Origin of the sequence: Catenuloplanes nepalensis (genome assembly GCF_030811575.1) — a bacterium.
GTDB classification, from domain to species: domain Bacteria; phylum Actinomycetota; class Actinomycetes; order Mycobacteriales; family Micromonosporaceae; genus Catenuloplanes; species Catenuloplanes nepalensis.
This window is the reverse complement of record NZ_JAUSRA010000001.1, coordinates 3,982,855-4,000,299: the sequence shown is the minus strand read 5'-3', so window position 1 is coordinate 4,000,299 and position 17,445 is coordinate 3,982,855. Positions and strand designations below refer to the sequence as shown.

The window sequence follows — 17,445 nt, the reverse complement described above, 5'->3', positions numbered from 1 at the left end:
AACGCCCCGGAGCCGCCCGTAGCGTGATCTTCAACGACGGCGACACGGGGTTGAGGAGCGGTGATGGTGGAGGAGTTCACGGTCGGGAAGCGGCTGACCAGCTCGCTGCACAGGGTGCGCGGCATGGCGAACGGCCCGATCGGCACGGGCGCGCTGCTGTGGTCGATCGCGGGCGACAAGGAGGTGGCGCCGCTGCTGAACGCGTTCGACATCTCCGCGCGGGTCGTGTTCGCGGTGATGCGCACGCCGGGCCGGGTGATGGCCGAGCCGGACACCGGCCCGATGTGGGACCCGGACGCGGAGCCGCGCAACGGTCCGTTCGAGGGCCTCCCGGCCGTCCGCGACGAGACCACCGACCACGTCATGTCCGTCTCCGAGGCCGCGGCCGCCGCGTTGCGCGCCGCCACCGGGGACTCGCGGGTGTCGCTGCTCGCCGCGATGCTGGACGACCCGGCGTCCGAGGCGTCCGCCGTGGTCCGCGACTGCGGTGAGGACCCGGCGCAGGTGCGCGCGGCCGCGCTGGCCGGGCGGGCGCCGGCGCGCCCGGACCGGTTGCCGCCCGAGCTGCGGCCGGCCCGGAACGCGCTGGTCGGCCGGACCCGCTACCGGGGCCGGGGACTGCGCGACAAGCTGCTGCTGTCCGTGCTGGCCCGGGAGGTCAACCACGCCGACGAGCCGACGTTCTGGATCCGGCTGGAGGCCGACGAGCGCGCCCGCGAGCAGGGCCGGGCCACCCGCACCGACGACCTGCTGCTGGCGCTGCTGGTCACGCACGAGGTCACGCTCGCCTACCCGCACATGGCGCACGCGGCCGCGGACCGGCGCGGCGGCGGGGAGACCCTGCTGGCGCAGGGCATCGACCACCAGCGGGTACGGGCGGCGCCGCTCGACGACCGGCCGGACGAGGTGCCGGCCGGTGACCTGGTCAAGGCAGGGCCGAACTTCCCGAAGGACACCGGCGAGCTGCTACGTCGGCTGGCCGCCCACCCGGGCAACCGGTCGGCCCGGATCCTCGCCGCGCTCGGTTACCGGTCATCCGGTTCCGGGTCGTCCGGTTCCGGGTCGTCCGGCTCCGCGTCATTCGGCGACAGGTCAGAGGTCTAGCACCAGCCGGGGGCCGGCCGCGCGCGAGACGCACAGCATCATGCAGGAGTTCGCGGCCTTCTCCCGGGCGGTCAGCACGTGGTCGCGGTGCTCGACCTCGCCGGCGAGCACCGTCGTCTCGCAGCTGCCGCAGACGCCCTCCTCGCAGTCGCGCAGCACGTCGACGCCGGCGTCCGTGACGACGTCGAGCGCGCTGCGGTCCGCGGGCACGATCAGCTCCAGGTTCGATCGTTCCAACCGCAGCGTGAACGCGCCCGCCTCGGCCGCGTCATCGCCGGCGGGAGCCTGGAAGTATTCGGCGCGCAGCCGGCCGGCTTCGCCGCGGGCGGCGAGCGCGTCCCGGACCGCCTCGATCAGCGTGGCCGGGCCGCAGACGTAGACCAGGGCGTCCGGGTGCTCGTCGAGGAGCGCGCCGATGGGCGGGCGGCCGGAGACGGCGGTCTCGTGGATCGTCGCGTGTGGACCGAGCGCGCCGATCCTGTGCAGGAACGGCATGCGGGCGGCCGAACGTCCTATGTAGGCCAGGCGCCACGGTGTGCCGGCGCGTGCGAGGTGCTCGGCCATCGGCAGTAGCGGGGTGATGCCGACGCCGCCGGCGATCAGGACGTGGCCGGGCGCGTCCTCCAGCGCGAAGTGGTTCCTCACGCCGCGGACCGTGACCCGGTCGCCCGGGCGCAGGCCGCGGTGCACCCAGTCGGAGCCGCCGCGGCCGGCGGGCTCGTGCCGCACCGCCACGGTCAGGGTCGTCGACGCCGGGTCCCCGCACAGTGAGTACTGCCGGACCGTGCCGTCGGCGACGATCAGGTCGACGTGCGCGCCGGGCGTCCAGGCCGGCAGTCCGGTCCCGGCCAGCTCGACCGTCAGCACGTTCTCGGCCTCGAGGACGAGACCGCGAACCATCAGCTCGTGCATGTGCGGCTCCCACGGATTGGATACAACTATTCTATATCTGGATCCCTTCCTTGACCAGGGCGACGTACTCGTACGCCTCGGACAGCGGCGGCACCCAGCCCGGACGGGCCGTGACCGGCACGCGCTCCTCGCCGACCACGATGCCGTCCAGGCGCAGACCGGTTAACCGGACGGCGGATCCCGGAAGGCGGTGCCGGTTCGGAACCGCGGACGACCGGCGCTGCCGGCGCGGAGGGCCGCGGGTGCGGAAGCGCCTCAGGCGCGGTAGTGGCTGGGTGGGAGGCCGAAGTGGCGGTGGAAGGCGCGGGAGAGGGCGAACGCGGTGGAGAAGCCGAGGCGGGCCGCGATCGTGGCGAGCGGGGCGGTGGTCTCGCGCAGCAGGCGGGCGGCGGTGGCCAGGCGGTGGGCGGTCAGGTAGGTGTGCGGGGACTGGCCGACCGCGGCGGTGAATCGTTTCGTGAACGCGGAGCGGGACAGGCCGGCGAGGGCGCTCAGGTCGCCGACCTGCCAGTGGCGATCCGGGGCGGCGTGGACCGCGTCGAACGCGGCGGCGATCGCGGGGTCGGTGACGTGCGGGCCGTGGTGCTCCGGCGACCACTGCCGGAGCAGCAGCGTCAGCGTCAGGTCGAGGATCGCCGGGAGGCTCACCCGCGCGCCCGGACCGGTGTCGGCGACGGCCTCGCGCAGCAGTCCGGTCAGCGTGCCGAGGCGTGGCTCGTGGGCGTGGTCCGGCGTCACCGCGAGCACGTCCGGGAGTGCGCGCAGGTAGCCGGGAACGCGGCCGCGGTCCAGCCAGTAGGCGCCGCAGAGCAGTTCGACGTCGGCCCGGCCGGGGTCCGCCGGATGGTCGGTGCCGGCGACCCGGGGAAGGCCGTCCAGCGTGACCGGGGCGTGGCCGATGCCGTGTTCGGCGCCGGAGGGCGTGAACACCACGTCGCCGGGGGACAGCGGTCTCGGGGGCTCGTTCGCGGTGATCAGCCAGGCGTGGCCGCGCAGGATCAGGTGGAAACCGCTGGTGGCGGCCGGGGGATAGCGCCAGCCCCATGCGCCCGCCTCGCGGACGCGGCACGCCTCGGCGCGACCCACCCGCAGGGCGCCGACCGCCGCGCCGAGCGGGTCCGGACGCGTATGGGAAGGCTGCATCGGGCCATGGTCCCGCACGGCCGGCCCGGCTGTACTCGTAGGTGTGCAGAACAACATCATGCGGCTGCTCTCCGGCCTCACCACCCCACTGCTCGCGCCGCTGGACGGGCTGCCGCCCGGCGCACACGTCGTGCAGCTCGCCTGCGGCACCGGGAGCCTCAGCATCGCGCTCGCCGGGCGGCGGCCGGACCTGCGGATAACCGCGATCGACATCAACCCGGCCGTGCTCGCCGCGGCCCGGTCCGACGCGGCCCGTGCGCGGGTGAGCGTCGACTTCCGGGAGATGTCGATGGCCGCGCTCGACCTCGCCGACGGCAGCGCCGACGCGGTCGTCTCGCGGATGGGGCTGTTCCTGCCCGGCACCGCCCCGTTCGGCGCGGCCGCGCGGGAGGCCGCCCGCGTGCTGCGCCCCGGCGGTGTGCTGAGCGCGGCGGCCTGGACCGGCGCGGACGACAGCCCGTACACCCGGTTCGGCCCGGCGGTGCTGCGCCGGATCCGGGTGGCCACGCCTGACTTCGACCCGCCGTTCGCGGAGGCGGGCCGGGCCGGTGCGCTCGAGGGGCATCTCGTGGACGCGGGTCTGCGGGACGTCGAGAGCCGCTGGTTCCACTGGGAGACCGACTATCCCGACTTCGAGTCGTGGTGGTCGTTCAATGCCGGCTTCGGGCCGCTGGGTGCGCTGTTCGGGGCGCTGACCGCCGAGCAGACCGGGGCCGCGCGCCAGGCGATGGCCGAGGCGCTGAGCCCGTACCGGACGTCCGCGGGAGGCTACCGGCTGCCGGCGACCGCGCGGCACCTGACGGCGCGCGCCGGTGAAACGAGTCAAGACATCGACTGACACGCATGTGGTGTCCGGCGTCATCCACCGGCCGTGCGTCCGCTCCCGTCCGTACCGGTGAAAGGATCGTCATGGTGGTGAATCGTGCCCTTCGGGTGGCCGTGCTGCTCGTGGGAGTCGCGACACCAACCACCTCGCAGCGGTACGGGGGTCGCCTTTCACAATTGTTTGCGCACATCGGCGACCGGGCGTCAAGTGGCGAATGAGCGCTCAGAGATGCGATCCGCGCGCGATTGGCAAGCCGGTGAGATGACCGTCTCCTCGCGGGCACATCGGCGATTCCGCGTCGTTAGTATTCGCGATCGGAAAGGGCCGGGCAGTCGGCCGTCGCCAATACGCTGACATGAGGTCCGCATGCCCGTCGACGATTCCGCGACCACGATCCGCGCCGCCATCGCGGCGGAGCAGGCGTTCCTGGACGCGGCGTCCGCGCGCCGGGACCGCCTGGTGGCGCACCTGGCGGACGAACTGCGGGTGCCGGCCGAGGACCCGACCGAGCGAGCCCGGCAGCGCGGCCTGCGGGCGCAGCACGCGGAGCTGACGCGCGCGACCGGCGGGCTGGTCTTCGGGCGGCTCGACGGCGTCGACGGGACCGTGCGGCACGTGGGGCGGATCGGGATCCGGGACGACGACGAGGCCGCGGACCCGATGGTGCTGGACTGGCGGGCGCCGGCCGCGCGGCCGTTCTACACCGCGACCGCGGTCGACCCGCAGGGGCAGGCCCGGCGCCGGCACGTGCGCACGGACGGGCCCACGGTGGTCGGCGTCGACGACGAACCGCTGGACGGGTCCGCCGGCGGCGACCTGGTCGGCGAGGGTGCGCTGCTGGCCGCGCTGAACGAGCGGCGCACGGGCAGAATGTCGACCGCGATCTCGACGTTGCAGCGCGAGCAGGACGACATCATCCGCGCCGAGGCGACCGGGCCGCTGATCGTCCAGGGTGGACCGGGCACCGGCAAGACCGTGGTCGCGCTGCACCGGGTCGCGTACCTGCTGTTCACGTACCGGCAGATGGCCGAGCGGGCGGTGCTGGTGCTCGGGCCCTCGACCCGCTTCCTGGACTACATCGCCCAGGTGCTGCCCGCGCTCGGCGAGACCGCGGTGGTCGCCGCGACCTGCGACACGCTCGTCCCCGGCGTGACCGTCGGACGGGCCGAGTCGCGGGAGCCGGCCGAGATCAAGGGGCGGGCGCTGTGGCAGGGCGCGCTGGAGCGGTACGTGCGGTCGCTGCTGCCCCGGCCGCGCGAGCTGAAGCTGCGCTGGGACGGCGAGTTCTACGTGATCGGGGCGGGCACGGTCGGGCAGCTGCTCGCGTCGGCGGTGCAGGGCCGGCCGTACCACCGGGCCCGGTCGGTCTTCGCGGAGCAGCTGCACCAGGTGCTGGCCGAGGCGGTCGCCGAGCAGCGGGCCACGCTCCTCGAGGAGATGGACGAGGGGTACGAGGACATCCTCGCCCGGTTCCGGGTGGAGCCTGGACACGACGGCCGGTCCTCCTCGGATGTCGACGGGCTGATGTCCGAGGAGGAGATCGAGGAGCTGCGCGACCGGATCGCGGCCGACGCCACGATCGCGCGGTTCGTCGAGAGCGTGTGGCCGACCCGCGACCCGCAGGCCACGCTGCGGACCCTGCTCGGCGACGCCACCCTGCTGGCCCGCTACGCCCCGGACCTGACGGCCGGCGAAGCCGCGCTCGTCGCGGCGGAGGTAACAGGCGGGGAGGCCGCGCTCGCCGGCGCGGAGGTGGCGAGCGGGGAGGCCGCGGTCGTCGGTGCGGGGCCGGCCGGGTGGGCGCCGAGTGACGTCCCGCTGCTCGACGCGGTCGCCGACCTTCTCGGCGACCTCGACGACGCGCCGCCGCCGGGCGGCTCCGTCGCCGATCACGCTCGGCGGCAGCGCGGCTGGGTCTACGGCCACGTCGTGATCGACGAGGCGCAGGAACTGTCCGAGATGCAGTGGCACATGGTGCTGCGCCGCTGCCCCACCCGGTCGATCACCGCGGTCGGCGACATCGACCAGGCCGAGGCCGCCCACCGGCACGCCGGCTGGTCCGAGGCGGTCCGGGCCACGCTCGGCGACCGGTGGACCGCGGCCGAGCTGACCATCTGCTACCGCACGCCGCGCGAGGTGATGGACCTGACCGCACCGGTCCTGCGCGCCGCCGGCAGTCGCAACACCCCGCCCCGCGCGGTCCGCTCCTCCGGCATCACCCCGTGGACGGTCGAGACCGGCGCCGACCGGCTGCCCGCCGCCGCGGCCGAGGCCGTCGCGGGCCTGCGCGGGCGGTGGGCCGGCGGCACGGTCGGGGTGGTCGCGCCGGCCGGCCGGATCGCCGTGCTGACCGCCGCGCTCGACGGCGTCCCGGTGCTGACCGCGACCCAGGCCAAGGGCCTGGAATGGGACGCCACCCTGGTCGTCGACCCGGCCGGGATCAGCGCGGAGCCGCGCGGCTTCAACGCGCTCTACGTCGCACTGACCCGCTGCACCCAGGAGCTGGGCCGGATCGTCGTCGCGTGACCGGTGCGCGGCTGGCAGGCGCCGGCCGGTAACGGCAGCGCACCGGCCGGGACACCTCGTGGCGGGCGGTGAACGCCGTGGTCGCCGGCCTGCACGCCCCGGGCGTCGGTCACCGGGCCGCCGCCCGCCGCAGCTTGGCGAACAGGTCCTCGAACATGAACCGGGAGTCGATGGTCTCGTAGACGCGGATCGGCCGGTGCGCGGTCCGGTCGTCGTAGCCGCCGTCCCAGGTGAACCCGTGCGCCGGCCGCACCCGATACTGCCCCGCGCCCGGGTTGAGCAGTACCGCGATCGCGGGGGAGCCGCCGAGACACCGGTACTCCATCGGCGCGGTGGCGTGGCGCTCGTTCCACTCGATGAGCTGGTCGACGAGGTAGCGGCCGAGCGCGCCGCACGGCGCGACCTTCTCCTCCAGCTCCGCGTAGCCGACCGCGCTCTGCGTGAACGTCGACCGCGGGATCTGCCAGACCGGCAGCGACGACCGGAAGACGACGTTCGCCGCGACCAGGTCGTTGGACAGGTTGAACTCCGGCCCGGCAGGCGCCGGGTCGAGACCGTCGTAGCCGGGCCCGCCGATCCACACCACCACGACGTCCCGCTCGGCGATGCGCGGCTCCAGGACCAGCGCGGACGCCATGTCGGTCAGCGGACCGAGGAACGCGAGGAACAGCGTGCCCGCGCCCTCCCGCATCGCCTCGGCGAGGATCAGCGCGGCACCGGCCGACGGCATCGGCGTCCGCGCGTCCGGCATCGCGTGCTCCGCACCGTCCTCGACCCGCACCGTGCCGGCCATGCCGAGGTGGCCGAGCAGCAGGTCGATCTCCGCGCGACTCTCGCGCATCCCGTCCGCGCCCCGCCCGGGCCGCCGCCCGAAGTGCGCCGCGACCACTCCACGGACGTCGAGGCTGGGGGAGAGCAGCGCGTGCACGATCGCGAACTGGTCATCGGCTTCGTTCTTCGCGTCCGTATCGATGATCACCCGGCGGCGGGTGACGGTCTGTGCACGCACGGGCACCTCCGTCGCACTATCGACGGACATCATCCTGTCATCCGGCGGCGCCGCTGTCAGGACCGTGCCGGCAGCGCGATGGGCCGGTCCGGATCCGGCGGGCGGCGCCGAGGGTGGGATCGGCCGTCCGTGGTACGTGCCGGGCGTGGCCCGCATCCTCGAAGACACCAGTAGCCGACGAGGGAGTGGCGCATGGCACGTATTCGACCGGAGTACGGCGTTCCGGACCTGACCGGGAGACGCGCGGTCGTCACCGGGGCCAGTGACGGGGTCGGCCGCGCGATCGCCACCCGGCTGGCCGCCGCCGGGGCCGAGGTGGTGATGCCGGTCCGTAACCGGGTCAAGGGTACGGCCGCGATCGCGCGGATCCGGCAGGAGTACCCGGAGGCCGTGCTGTCGCTGCGTGATCTGGATCTGTCGTCGCTGGCGTCCGTCGCGGCGCTAGGTGCCGTGCTGCGGGAGGAGGGCCGGCCGATCCACATCCTGATCAACAACGCCGGGGTGATGACGCCGCCACGGCGGGAGAGCACGGCGGACGGGTTCGAGCTGCAGCTCGGCAGCAACCATCTGGGGCATGTCGCGCTGGTCGGGCACCTGCTGCCGCTGCTGCGCGCGGGCCGGGCCAGGATCGTCTCCCAGCTCAGCGTGTCGACCATCAGGGGTCGCATCAACTGGGACGATCTGAACTGGGAACGTTCGTACCGGCCCATGGCCGCGTACGGCCAGTCGAAGATCGCGTTCGGCCTGTTCGCGCTGGAGCTGGACCGGCGCAGCCAGGCCGCCGGCTGGGGCGTCACCAGCAACGTGTCCCACCCGGGAATCAGCCCGACGAACCTGCAGCGGGTGCGTCCGGAGATCGGCCGGATGCGCGAAGCACCGCAGCAACGGGGCATCCGGGCGCTCTCCCGCCGCGGGATCCTGGTCGGCACGCCGGAGACGGCGGCGCTGCCCGCGCTGATGGCCGCCACCGGCCCGCACGCCCGGGGCGGCCGGTTCTACGGTCCGAGCGGCCCCGGCGGCCTGGGCGGAGCACCCGCCGAGCAGCAGCTCTACCGCCCGCTGCGCGCGGTGGACGACGCCGCGAAGATCTGGCAGGTCTCCCAGGACCTCACCCACGTCCCCTTCCCGGTCTGAGGAGCACCAGATGATCATTGCAGCGGTGGTTGCCGGGCTGGCGGCGCTGGCAGCGTGGTTCAGGAAGCGACGGAGCAGGAGCAAGGCGCCTGATCCGCCCTTGAACAGCGGAACCGGTGCCCGCGGGAGCACTGGGGACTGACCTCGCCGGAGCGGGAAATCGGTTTTAAGTGGTCTTGCGAGCGACCGCCCAGGCGGCGGGGTAGGAGCGGGCCAGCAGGTCGCCCGACTCCCGGTCGGCCGCGAAGTTGTCCTTGCCGCCCAGCCAGTAGTTGTATCGTCGCGCGGGGTGCACGACGCCGGTGTCGAACCCGTCGCTCATCCGCATATCCTAAGTGGATCTCAGCGGACGGCCACCGTCAGGGATTTTTCCGGCATTTCGGAGTACTGGCGCGGCCCTTTCGGGGTACAGAGGCGTCATGAGCGACATCAACCCGGAGCAGTACTCCGAATACACGACACAGGACGGCCCCGGCTCGGCCGACAGCGACCCGATGGCCGCGGTCCCGGACCCGGACGGCATCGGCGAGGACATCGACCCGCGCTCGGGCGACCACCGCAAGCCGGAACCGGATCGCGCCCAAGGCGCACACTGACCGGTCAGGTAGCGGAGGTCACGCACTGAACGGTCAGGCAGTGTGGACCGGTCAGTCAGGCAGGATCGGGGCGGCCGCGTGCAGATCCCGGCCGAGCCGGTCCGCGCGGGTGACCGAGCCCGCGCCGAACCGGTCCCGGATCGCGTCCAGCGCGGAGTCCAGGCCCTCGTCGTGCGGGTCGTCGAACGGCAGCTCCGGCTGCACCGCGCCGCCGCCGTCCAGGTTGCCGACCGCGACGCCGACCAGCGTGATGCCGCGCTCGGTGATCAACGGCCGGGCCGCGGACAGCAGCACGCGCGCGGTCTCCAGGATCGCGCGCGTGCTCATCGTCGCCTTCAGCAGGCTGCGGGACCGGGTGGCGCGCGTGTAGTCGCCGAACCGCAGCCGCAGCATCACGGTCCGGCCCGGGCGCCCGGCCGCGCGCATCCGCCGGGCGACCCGGTCGACCAGCGCGGCCAGCACCGCGTCGACCTCGGCGAACGCGTGCGGGCCGCGGCCGAGCGCGGACTGCGAGCCGACCGAGCCGCGGCGCACCCCGACCCGTACCCGCCGGGGGTCGTGGTTGTGGGCGAGCGCGTGCAGGTGGCGGCCGGCGCCCGCGCCGAGCATCGCGACCAGCGCCGCCTCGCCGATCCGGGCCACGTGCCCGACCGTGTGGATCTGCCGGGCGTGGAGTTTCGCCGCGGTGACCGGGCCGACGCCCCACAGCCGCTCCACCGGCAGCGGATGCAGAAAATCCAGTTCACCATCGGCGGGTACGACCAGGAGCCCGTCCGGTTTCCCGACGCCGCTGGCCACCTTGGCCAGGAACTTCGTGCGCGCCACGCCGACCGTGATCGGCAGCCCGGTCCGGGCACGGACGTCCGCGCGCAGCGTCGCCGCGATCTCCTCCGGCCCGCCACGGATCCTCCGCAGACCGCTCACGTCGAGGAATGCCTCGTCGATCGAGATGCCCTCGACCAGCGGTGTCGTGTCCCGGAAGATCTCGAACACGCGCTTGCTGGCCTCGGAGTAGGCGTGCATGCGCGGCGGCACCACGATCGCGTCCGGGCACAGCGCGCGCGCCTGTGCCAGGCCCATCGGGGTGCGCACGCCGCGCGCCTTCGCCTCGTAGCTCGCGGCCAGCACCACCCCGCCGCCGACCAGCACCGGACGCCCGCGCAGCCGCGGGTCGTCGCGCTGCTCCACGGACGCGTAGAACGAGTCCAGGTCGGCGTGCAGGATGGCCACCGCGCCAGTAGAACACATGTTCGAAACCAGGGGAACAGCAGCAGCTTGCCCGTGGTCGCGCGCGACTCGATGTCGGTGTGCGCCCGCGCCGCGTCCGCCAGTCGAGCGGGCCCGCCCGCCGCCTGAGGGGATCGCCCGCGATCGGCATGCGGGAGTCGCTCAGGCGGCTTGGCGGCGGTCGTCGTGCAGCAGCGGTCGGTGTGCCGCGCGGAGGTGGTCGACCGCGGCGTCGCGGCCGGGCGGGGAGCGGCGGTCCAGCTCGGCCCAGACCTCGGCCAGCGCCCGGACCAGCTCGTCCGTCTCGGCCGCGTGCCGCGCCAGCAGCTGCGCCCGCAGCTTCTCCAGGCGCGCGGACCAGCCCGCCGCGCTCTTCTCGGCACGGCGGGAGGCCGCGGCGGCCTCGGCGGCGGTCTGTGCGGCCTGGACCGGGACGAGCGCGGCGAGCGGCCGGTCCCCGTCCGCGATCACGGTGACGATGTCGGCGGGCCCGGTGCGGGCGAGAAGATGGGCGAGACGCGTGCGTGCGTCACGCTGGGAGACAACCTGCCGGGGGCGGGGCGAGTCGGCAGGGATCGCATTCAGATGTGCCATGCGCCGGACAATGCCACGGGGGTACGACATTTTTCTGCGCGCCGCCCATTCCTTCACCACGGTGGCTCGGGAACTCGGCTTTCCCCCGGTCAGGAACTCCATCACCTCCGGATCCGAGTGCAGCCCCACCACCAGCTCTACGTCATCAGCCGTGAACTGCCGCATGGCCAGCCGCTCGGTCTCCAGAAACGTCTCCACGGCCCGATCCTCACCATCCCCGCCGCACCCGGCCAGCGAATTGCCAGGGGCGCGTCTGCTCAGGGGCGCAGGCCGGCGATGAGCAGCAGGACCAGGCGGCGGGCGTCGTAGCGGGAGGATCTGCCGGCGCCGGCGCAGATGCCGCCGACGGCCCACATCAACTCGGCCGCGTCCTGGCCGGGGCGGATCTCGCCGGAGGTGGCGGCGGCGGTGAGCAGCTGGGTGCAGACCGGTTCGAGGCGGTCCAGGAAGTAGGAGTGCAGCGGGTCGTAGCAGGGGTCGTCGGACTGCAGGGCGGCGGCCAGGCCGAGCTTGGTGATGACGAAGTCGGCGAAGGTCTCGAACCACTGGCGCAGTGCCGCGTACGGGCTGGTGGCCGAGGACAGCAGCTCGGGGCCGGCGGCGGCGAGCGCCTCGACCTGGTGGCGGTAGACCGCGATGATCAGGTCGGCGCGGGTGGGGAAGTGCCGGTAGATCGTGGCGGTGCCGACGCCGGCCTCGGCCGCGATGTCGCGGATCGGCGCCTCCACGCCGGACCGGACGAAGATCGCGGCGGCCGCGTCGAGCAGCGCCTTCTGGTTGCGCCGCGCGTCCGCCCGCTTCGGCCGCCCGGCCACACCGTCCGCCACCGCCGACAGGTCCGTCACCGCGCCGCCCGTCGCCGGCGGGTCCGTCAGCGTGCCGTCCGATGTCGTGTCGTACATCGCTTCCGCCCCCGATTCCTTAAACGGGACACCGTCCCGTATCTTGAAGCGGGACGCCGTCCCGCTTCAGTTCTGGATCCTATCCCGGAGGCTGTAACCCTGATGAGCACATACCTGCTGGTCCACGGCGCCTGGCACAGCGGCGAGGCCTGGGACCGGGTCGTCCCGCTGCTCACCACGGCCGGGCACCGCGTCCTGGCCCCCTCGCTGACCGGCCACGGCGACACCGCGCACCTGCTCACCCCGGAGGTCGGCCTGGAGACCTACGTCGACGACGTCGCCGGGCTGATCGAGGCCGAGGACCTCACCGACGTGATCCTGGTCGGGCACAGCTTCGCCGGCCTGGTCGTCTCGTCGGTGGCGAACCGGCTGCCGGACCGGATCGGCCACCTGGTCTACCTCGACGCGATGGTCCCGGCCGACGGCGAGACCGCGGTCGACGTCATGCCGATCACCGCGACGCTGATCGAGGCCGCGGCCGCCTCCGGCACGCCGTGGCGGGTCCCGCCGATGCCGGAGCTGCCGGACCCGCACGGACTGTTCGGCATCACCGACCCGGACGACAAGGCGTGGGTGCGCGGCATGCTGTGCGACGAGCCGGTCCTCGCCTATCGGCAGCCGGTCCGGCTGGATCATCCGGCCGTCGCCGCGATCCCGCGCACGCACATCCACTGCGTCGGCCAGGAGATCGACGGCATCACCCGCCGCCCGGTGCCGGCGACCGCGCAGGTCTTCGAGCTGCGCAGCGGCCACGACTGCATGGTGATCGTGCCGGACGAGCTGGCCGCGTTGCTGCTCAAGCTCGCCTGAACAATATTCTCGTCCGATGAGGACGATCGAGACCATGCTCGCCGACAGTTTCGCCCGGGTCGTCGGTGAGCCGCTGCTGCCGGACGGGCTGCACGGCGCCGCGGCGGCCTCCTGGCTGTACGAGGCGCCGTTCGGCCTGCTGGCCCAGGACGACGCGGCCGACCCGCTCTTCGTCTACGCGAACCGCACCGCGCAACGCCTGTTCGGCTACGGGCGGGACGAGTTCGTCGGCCTGCCGTCCCGGCTGTCCGCGGCCGCGCAGGACCGGGACGCGCGCGCCGCGTTCATGGCGGCGGTGCGCAGCCGGGGCTTCGTGCGCGGATACCGTGGGCTGCGCGTCACCGGCACAGGCCGTCCATTCTGGATAGAGGACGTCACGGTGTGGAACCACGAGGCCGGGCAGGCCGCGCTGATCCCGCGCTGGGCGGCCGTTGACACCGGGGTGGGCGCGCTTCCAGAATCGACCCGGGAGGAAGCGCATTGACGAATGTCTCCGTTCATCCGGCCTGGTTGCCGGCCGGGGCGTGGCGCCCGATCGGCTCGCGCCGGGTCCGCGTCGACGTCTCCGGCACGGTCCGCGACGAGATCGAGGCCGCCTGCGCGGCGCACGGCGGCGAGCTGACCGATGCCGGCGCCGACCTGACCCTGCGCCTGTCCGAGACCGGCCACGACGGCTACGCCATCACCCGCGCGGAACACGGGACGACGGTCACGGCCGCGACGCACGCCGGCCTGCTGCACGGACTCTTCGCCGTGGTACGGATGGGGGAGTCCGCCTTCACCCCCGGCCCGCGCGTCGACAGCGCCCCCGCGTTCCCGCGCCGCATGCTCGACCACTGGGACAACATCGACGTCCACCCGGTGATGGGCCAGGTCGAGCGCGGATATGCCGGCGGCTCGCTGTTCTGGTCGGCCGGCACGCTGCGGGCCGCGGACCTGCCGCGGATCGGCGACTACGCCCGGCTGCTGGCCGGCGTCGGGATCAACGCGGTCGCGCTGAACAACGTCAACGTGCACGCGACCGAGGCGCGCCTGCTCACCGACCGGCTCCCCGAGATGGTCCTGCTCGCGCAGGTCTTCCGGCGGTACGGCATCCGCGTCCACCTCGCGGTCACGTTCGCCGCGCCGATGCTGCTCGGCGGCCTGGACACCGCGGACCCGCTGGACCCGGCCGTGCGCGCCTGGTGGGCGATGACGCTCGCCGGTGTCTGCGAGCTGATCCCGGACTTCGGCGGCGTGCTGGTCAAGGCAGACTCGGAGGGGCGGCCGGGCCCGTTCGCGTACGGCCGCACGCACGCGGACGGCGCGAACATGCTGGCCGAGGCGCTCGCCCCGCACGGCGGCACGGTGCACTGGCGGGCGTTCGTCTACGACCACCGGCAGGACTGGCGGGACCGGTCCACCGACCGGGCCCGGGCCGCGCACGACCACTTCACGCCGCTCGACGGCGCGTTCGCGGACAACGTGATCGTGCAGGTCAAGCACGGTCCGATGGACTTCCAGCCGCGCGAGCCGGTCTCGCCGGTGCTGGCCGCGATGCCGCGGACCCGGCTGGCGCTGGAGTTGCAGGCCACCCAGGAGTACACCGGGCAGCAGCGACACGTCTGCTACCTGGCGCCGATGTGGTCGGAGATCCTCGCGTTCCGCCCGCGCGGCGACGACGGGCCGCCGATCGCGGGGACGGTGGCGGAGATGGTCGCGGTCGCGAACACCGGCGACGACCCGTTCTGGACCGGGCACCCGCTCGCCCAGGCGAACCTCTACGCGTTCGGGCGCCTGGCCTGGGATCCGACGCTGGCGCCGGGCGAGATCCTGGACGAGTGGATCACGCTGACGTTCGAGCCGGACGACGGTACGCGCGAGGCGCTGCACGCGATCATGGACGGCTCCTGGCGCACGTACGAGAGCTACACCGCGCCGCTCGGCGTCGGGTTCATGGTCCGGCCCGGCCACCACTACGGCCCGGACGTGGACGGGTACGAGTACACGCCCTGGGGCACCTACCACTTCGCGGACCGGGACGGCGTCGGCGTGGATCGCACGGTGGCGAGCGGTACCGGGTTCGCGGGCCTCTACCCGTACCCCTGGGATCGGGTTTTCGAGTCCTTGACGGACTGTCCGGACGAGCTGCTGCTGTTCATGCACCACGTGCCGTACACGCATGTGCTGCGCTCCGGCCGGACCGTGATCCAGCACATCTACGACACACACTTCGACGGCGTGGCGGCGGTGGAGGCGATGCGGGAGCGGTGGCGGCGGCTGAGGATCGCGCCGGACGTGCATGCGCGGGTGGCCGCGCTGCTGGACGAGCAGGTGCGGTCCGCGATCGAGTGGCGCGATCAGATCAACACCTATTTCTTCCGCAAGTCCGGGATCGGGGACGCGCACGGGCGGATGATCTATTAGGATCGGTCAATGCGCAGTCGTGTGCTGACGATCCTCGTTCTCGTGCTGGCCCTGATCGCCCCGGCCGTTCCGGCGTCCGCGGCCGACGATCTGGCCGACCGGCTGTCCGCGATCCCGGGCCTGACCATCGTGTCGGAGAGCGCGCCGGCCGGTTACCGGTTCTTCGTGCTCACCTACCGGCAGCCGGCCGACCACCGGCATCCCGAGCGCGGCACCTACGAGCAGCGGCTCACGCTGCTGCACCGCTCGCTCGACGCGCCGGTCGTGCTCGCCACCAGCGGTTACGGGCTGCCCGCCACGCCGACCGCGTCACGCACCGAGCCGGCGCGGCTGCTCGACGCGAACCAGGTGTCGGTCGAGCACCGGTTCTTCATGCCGTCCCGCCCGTCCCCGGCCGACTGGTCCGACCTGACCATCTGGCAGGAGGCGACGGACGAGCACCGCATCGTCACCGCGCTGAAGTCGGTCTATTCCGGCAAATGGATCCAGACCGGCGCGAGCAAGGGCGGCATGACCTCGGTCTACCACCGCCGGTTCTACCCCGGCGACGTCGACGGCGTGGTGGCCTACGTCGCGCCGAACGACGTGCTCAACGACCTCGACGGCGCCTACGACCGGTTCTTCGCCACCGTGGGCGACGCGGCCTGCCGGCGCGCGCTCGACGACATGCAGCGCGAGGCGCTGAAACGGCGCGACCGGCTGGTGCCCCGGCTGGAGGCGGACGCGGCCACGAACGGCTGGACGTTCACCCGCACGCTCGGCACCGCGGACCGCTCGTTCGAGATGACCGTGCTGGACACGGTGTGGGCGTTCTGGCAGTACCGCACGGCCGCGGACTGCGCGAGCGTGCCGCCGGCGACCGCGACCGACGACGAGGTCTACGCGTGGTTCGACGCGGTCGCGGGCTGGTCGTTCTACACCGACCAGACCCTCGAGTACTACTGGCCGTACTACTATCAGGCCGCGACCCAGCTCGGCTGGCCCAGCCTGCGCTTCGACCACCTGCGCGGGCTGCGCGACTACCCGGGCCTCTACAGCGCGCTCTCCGCGCTGCCCCGTGAGCTGCGCAAACCACACAATCCGTTCCCGATGATCGACGTCGACCTGTGGGTGCGCGCGTCCGCGCCACGGATGCTGTTCGTCTACGGCCAGAACGACCCGTGGGGCGCGGAGGCGTTCACGCCCAGTCACCGCGACTCGTACCGGTATGTGGCGCCCGGCGCGAACCACGGCGCGAACATCTCCCGCCTGGCCCCGGCGGATGCCGAGGCGGCCACGGCCACGCTGCGCCGCTGGGCGAACGTGACCGTGACCTCGGACGACTCGGCCCGGGTGGCGCCGCTGCCGTTCGACGACATGCTGCCGCCGGCGCGCGGGGTCAGCGGGGCGCGAGCCGCCGGATGACCAGGTACGTCTGGCAGCCGAGGCAGAAACCGAACGCCGCGTTGAGGAACGCGGCGAACAGCGCGAACCCGGTGAAGATCATGCCCACCAGCGGTGCGCCGGAGAGGTAGCCGATCGTCGCGACGACCGTGAAGATCATGCCGACCAACTGTGCGAACCGCGGCGGCTCCGGCGCCTCCAGCTCGGTGGGTGGGGCCAGCCGCGGTGCGACCAGCTTTCGGTAAATCAGGCCGTACGGGCCGTGTGCCAGGCTGAGCGCTCCGATCGCGAAGATCACGGTCTGTGCCAGCGAGAGCCAGCCGGAGCCGGTGACCAGCACGATCGCCAGGACGACGGACGTGATCGCGGCGCCGAAACGCGGGCCGCGCGGATCTATGCCGTTGCTCATGAGTTCTCTTCCTCGATCGCGGCGATCGCCGCGAGCACCTGAGGGCGGGTCGGCACGCCGCCGGCCCGGCCGACGATCCGGGACTCCCGGTCGATGACGAGCGTGGTCGGCGTCGACCACACGTTCAGCGCGCGCACCGCGTCCAGATGGCTCTCCGCGTCCACCTCGACGTGCCGGACGCCCTCGGTGTCCCGGCCGACGCCGGCCAGCACCGCGCGGGTGGCCCGGCACGGCTGGCAGAACGCGGTGGAGAACTGCAGCAGAGTGATCTCGCCCGGCGTCACGCCGAGCGCGTCGCGCAACGACGGGTCGAGACGGTGCTCGTCCACCGCGGCCCCCGCTCTGATCCGGCCGCTCCGGGCGCGGTGCCACAGGCCGAACACCGTGGCCGTGAGCAGCACGACACTGAGCGCGACCGCTCCTTCGTACACGCGCAAATCTTGACATCCTCGGTAGGGAATAGC

Annotated in this window: 17 protein-coding genes and 1 pseudogene; 9 read left to right on the top strand and 9 right to left on the bottom strand. The window is 73.3% G+C overall.

Going from position 1 to position 17,445, the window contains the following annotated elements:
* Positions 1–63: 63 nt before the first annotated feature.
* Positions 64–1,104: a hypothetical protein gene (locus tag J2S43_RS17190; protein ID WP_306830359.1), complete on the top strand. Its 1,041-nt coding sequence runs from the start codon at positions 64–66 to the stop codon at positions 1,102–1,104.
* Here J2S43_RS17190 and J2S43_RS17185 read toward each other — a convergent pair.
* Complete coding sequence (locus J2S43_RS17185) at positions 1,093–2,016, bottom strand: PDR/VanB family oxidoreductase (RefSeq protein ID WP_306830357.1); 924 nt, start codon at positions 2,014–2,016, stop codon at positions 1,093–1,095. The two genes, J2S43_RS17190 and J2S43_RS17185, sit on opposite strands and share 12 nt — an antisense overlap.
* Before the next feature lie 255 nt (positions 2,017–2,271).
* Positions 2,272–3,159 (bottom strand): AraC family transcriptional regulator, encoded by an 888-nt coding sequence (locus tag J2S43_RS17180; protein WP_306830355.1) that lies wholly within the window; start codon positions 3,157–3,159, stop codon positions 2,272–2,274.
* 43 nt (positions 3,160–3,202) lie between these two features.
* Here J2S43_RS17180 and J2S43_RS17175 point away from each other — a divergent pair, with 43 nt between their 5' ends.
* Together J2S43_RS17175 and J2S43_RS17170 are read left to right on the top strand one after the other, a co-directional pair.
* Positions 3,203–3,997 carry a class I SAM-dependent methyltransferase gene (locus tag J2S43_RS17175; protein ID WP_306830353.1) on the top strand — a complete coding sequence of 265 codons (795 nt, stop codon included), beginning with the start codon at positions 3,203–3,205 and terminating at the stop codon, positions 3,995–3,997.
* A gap of 354 nt (positions 3,998–4,351) precedes the next feature.
* Positions 4,352–6,511 (top strand): HelD family protein, encoded by a 2,160-nt coding sequence (locus J2S43_RS17170; protein ID WP_306830351.1) that lies wholly within the window; start codon positions 4,352–4,354, stop codon positions 6,509–6,511.
* Between the two features lie 109 nt (positions 6,512–6,620).
* Here J2S43_RS17170 and J2S43_RS17165 read toward each other — a convergent pair whose 3' ends face one another.
* On the bottom strand, positions 6,621–7,520 hold the full coding sequence (locus J2S43_RS17165; RefSeq protein WP_306830349.1) for a nucleoside hydrolase: 900 nt from the start codon (positions 7,518–7,520) through the stop codon (positions 6,621–6,623).
* A 192-nt stretch (positions 7,521–7,712) separates the two neighbouring features.
* On the opposite strand from J2S43_RS17165, the gene J2S43_RS17160 reads away from it, so the two are divergent.
* On the top strand, positions 7,713–8,654 hold the full coding sequence (locus J2S43_RS17160) for an SDR family oxidoreductase (RefSeq protein WP_306830348.1): 942 nt from the start codon (positions 7,713–7,715) through the stop codon (positions 8,652–8,654).
* Positions 8,655–8,832: 178 nt separating this feature from the next.
* Here J2S43_RS17160 and J2S43_RS17155 read toward each other — a convergent pair.
* Positions 8,833–8,976: pseudogene (locus J2S43_RS17155) on the bottom strand (SAM-dependent methyltransferase); the annotation flags it as partial.
* Positions 8,977–9,073: 97 nt separating this feature from the next.
* Here J2S43_RS17155 and J2S43_RS17150 point away from each other — a divergent pair.
* Positions 9,074–9,250, top strand: a complete 177-nt coding sequence (locus J2S43_RS17150; protein WP_306830344.1) for a hypothetical protein — start codon at positions 9,074–9,076, stop codon at positions 9,248–9,250.
* Positions 9,251–9,301: 51 nt separating this feature from the next.
* Here the strand turns inward: J2S43_RS17150 and dinB are convergent, their stop codons facing one another.
* From dinB to J2S43_RS17135, 3 genes are all read right to left on the bottom strand, one after another.
* Positions 9,302–10,498, bottom strand: a complete 1,197-nt coding sequence (dinB, locus tag J2S43_RS17145) for a DNA polymerase IV (protein ID WP_306830342.1) — start codon at positions 10,496–10,498, stop codon at positions 9,302–9,304.
* A 141-nt stretch (positions 10,499–10,639) separates the two neighbouring features.
* Positions 10,640–11,269 carry a GNAT family N-acetyltransferase gene (locus J2S43_RS17140; protein ID WP_306830340.1) on the bottom strand — a complete coding sequence of 210 codons (630 nt, stop codon included), beginning with the start codon at positions 11,267–11,269 and terminating at the stop codon, positions 10,640–10,642.
* A gap of 59 nt (positions 11,270–11,328) precedes the next feature.
* Positions 11,329–11,973: a TetR/AcrR family transcriptional regulator gene (locus tag J2S43_RS17135; protein ID WP_306830338.1), complete on the bottom strand. Its 645-nt coding sequence runs from the start codon at positions 11,971–11,973 to the stop codon at positions 11,329–11,331.
* A gap of 102 nt (positions 11,974–12,075) precedes the next feature.
* Between J2S43_RS17135 and J2S43_RS17130 the strand changes: the two genes are divergently transcribed.
* The 4 genes from J2S43_RS17130 to J2S43_RS17115 are packed head-to-tail and all read left to right on the top strand — an operon-like array spanning position 12,076 to position 16,593.
* Positions 12,076–12,783 carry an alpha/beta fold hydrolase gene (locus tag J2S43_RS17130; RefSeq protein WP_306830337.1) on the top strand — a complete coding sequence of 236 codons (708 nt, stop codon included), beginning with the start codon at positions 12,076–12,078 and terminating at the stop codon, positions 12,781–12,783.
* Between the two features lie 16 nt (positions 12,784–12,799).
* Positions 12,800–13,267: an MEKHLA domain-containing protein gene (locus J2S43_RS17125; RefSeq protein ID WP_306830335.1), complete on the top strand. Its 468-nt coding sequence runs from the start codon at positions 12,800–12,802 to the stop codon at positions 13,265–13,267.
* Positions 13,264–15,189 (top strand): alpha-glucuronidase, encoded by a 1,926-nt coding sequence (locus J2S43_RS17120; RefSeq protein WP_306830333.1) that lies wholly within the window; start codon positions 13,264–13,266, stop codon positions 15,187–15,189. The genes J2S43_RS17125 and J2S43_RS17120 overlap by 4 nt, the downstream gene beginning before the upstream one ends.
* 9 nt (positions 15,190–15,198) lie before the next feature.
* Positions 15,199–16,593, top strand: coding sequence for a S28 family serine protease (locus J2S43_RS17115; RefSeq protein WP_306830331.1), 1,395 nt, complete (start codon positions 15,199–15,201; stop codon positions 16,591–16,593).
* Here J2S43_RS17115 and J2S43_RS17110 read toward each other — a convergent pair.
* Together J2S43_RS17110 and J2S43_RS17105 are read right to left on the bottom strand one after the other, a co-directional pair.
* Complete coding sequence (locus J2S43_RS17110; protein ID WP_306830329.1) at positions 16,568–16,981, bottom strand: DUF4395 domain-containing protein; 414 nt, start codon at positions 16,979–16,981, stop codon at positions 16,568–16,570. The genes J2S43_RS17115 and J2S43_RS17110 overlap by 26 nt on opposite strands.
* Positions 16,978–17,412, bottom strand: coding sequence for a TlpA family protein disulfide reductase (locus J2S43_RS17105; protein WP_306830328.1), 435 nt, complete (start codon positions 17,410–17,412; stop codon positions 16,978–16,980). The genes J2S43_RS17110 and J2S43_RS17105 overlap by 4 nt, the downstream gene beginning before the upstream one ends.
* Positions 17,413–17,445 lie beyond the last annotated feature (33 nt).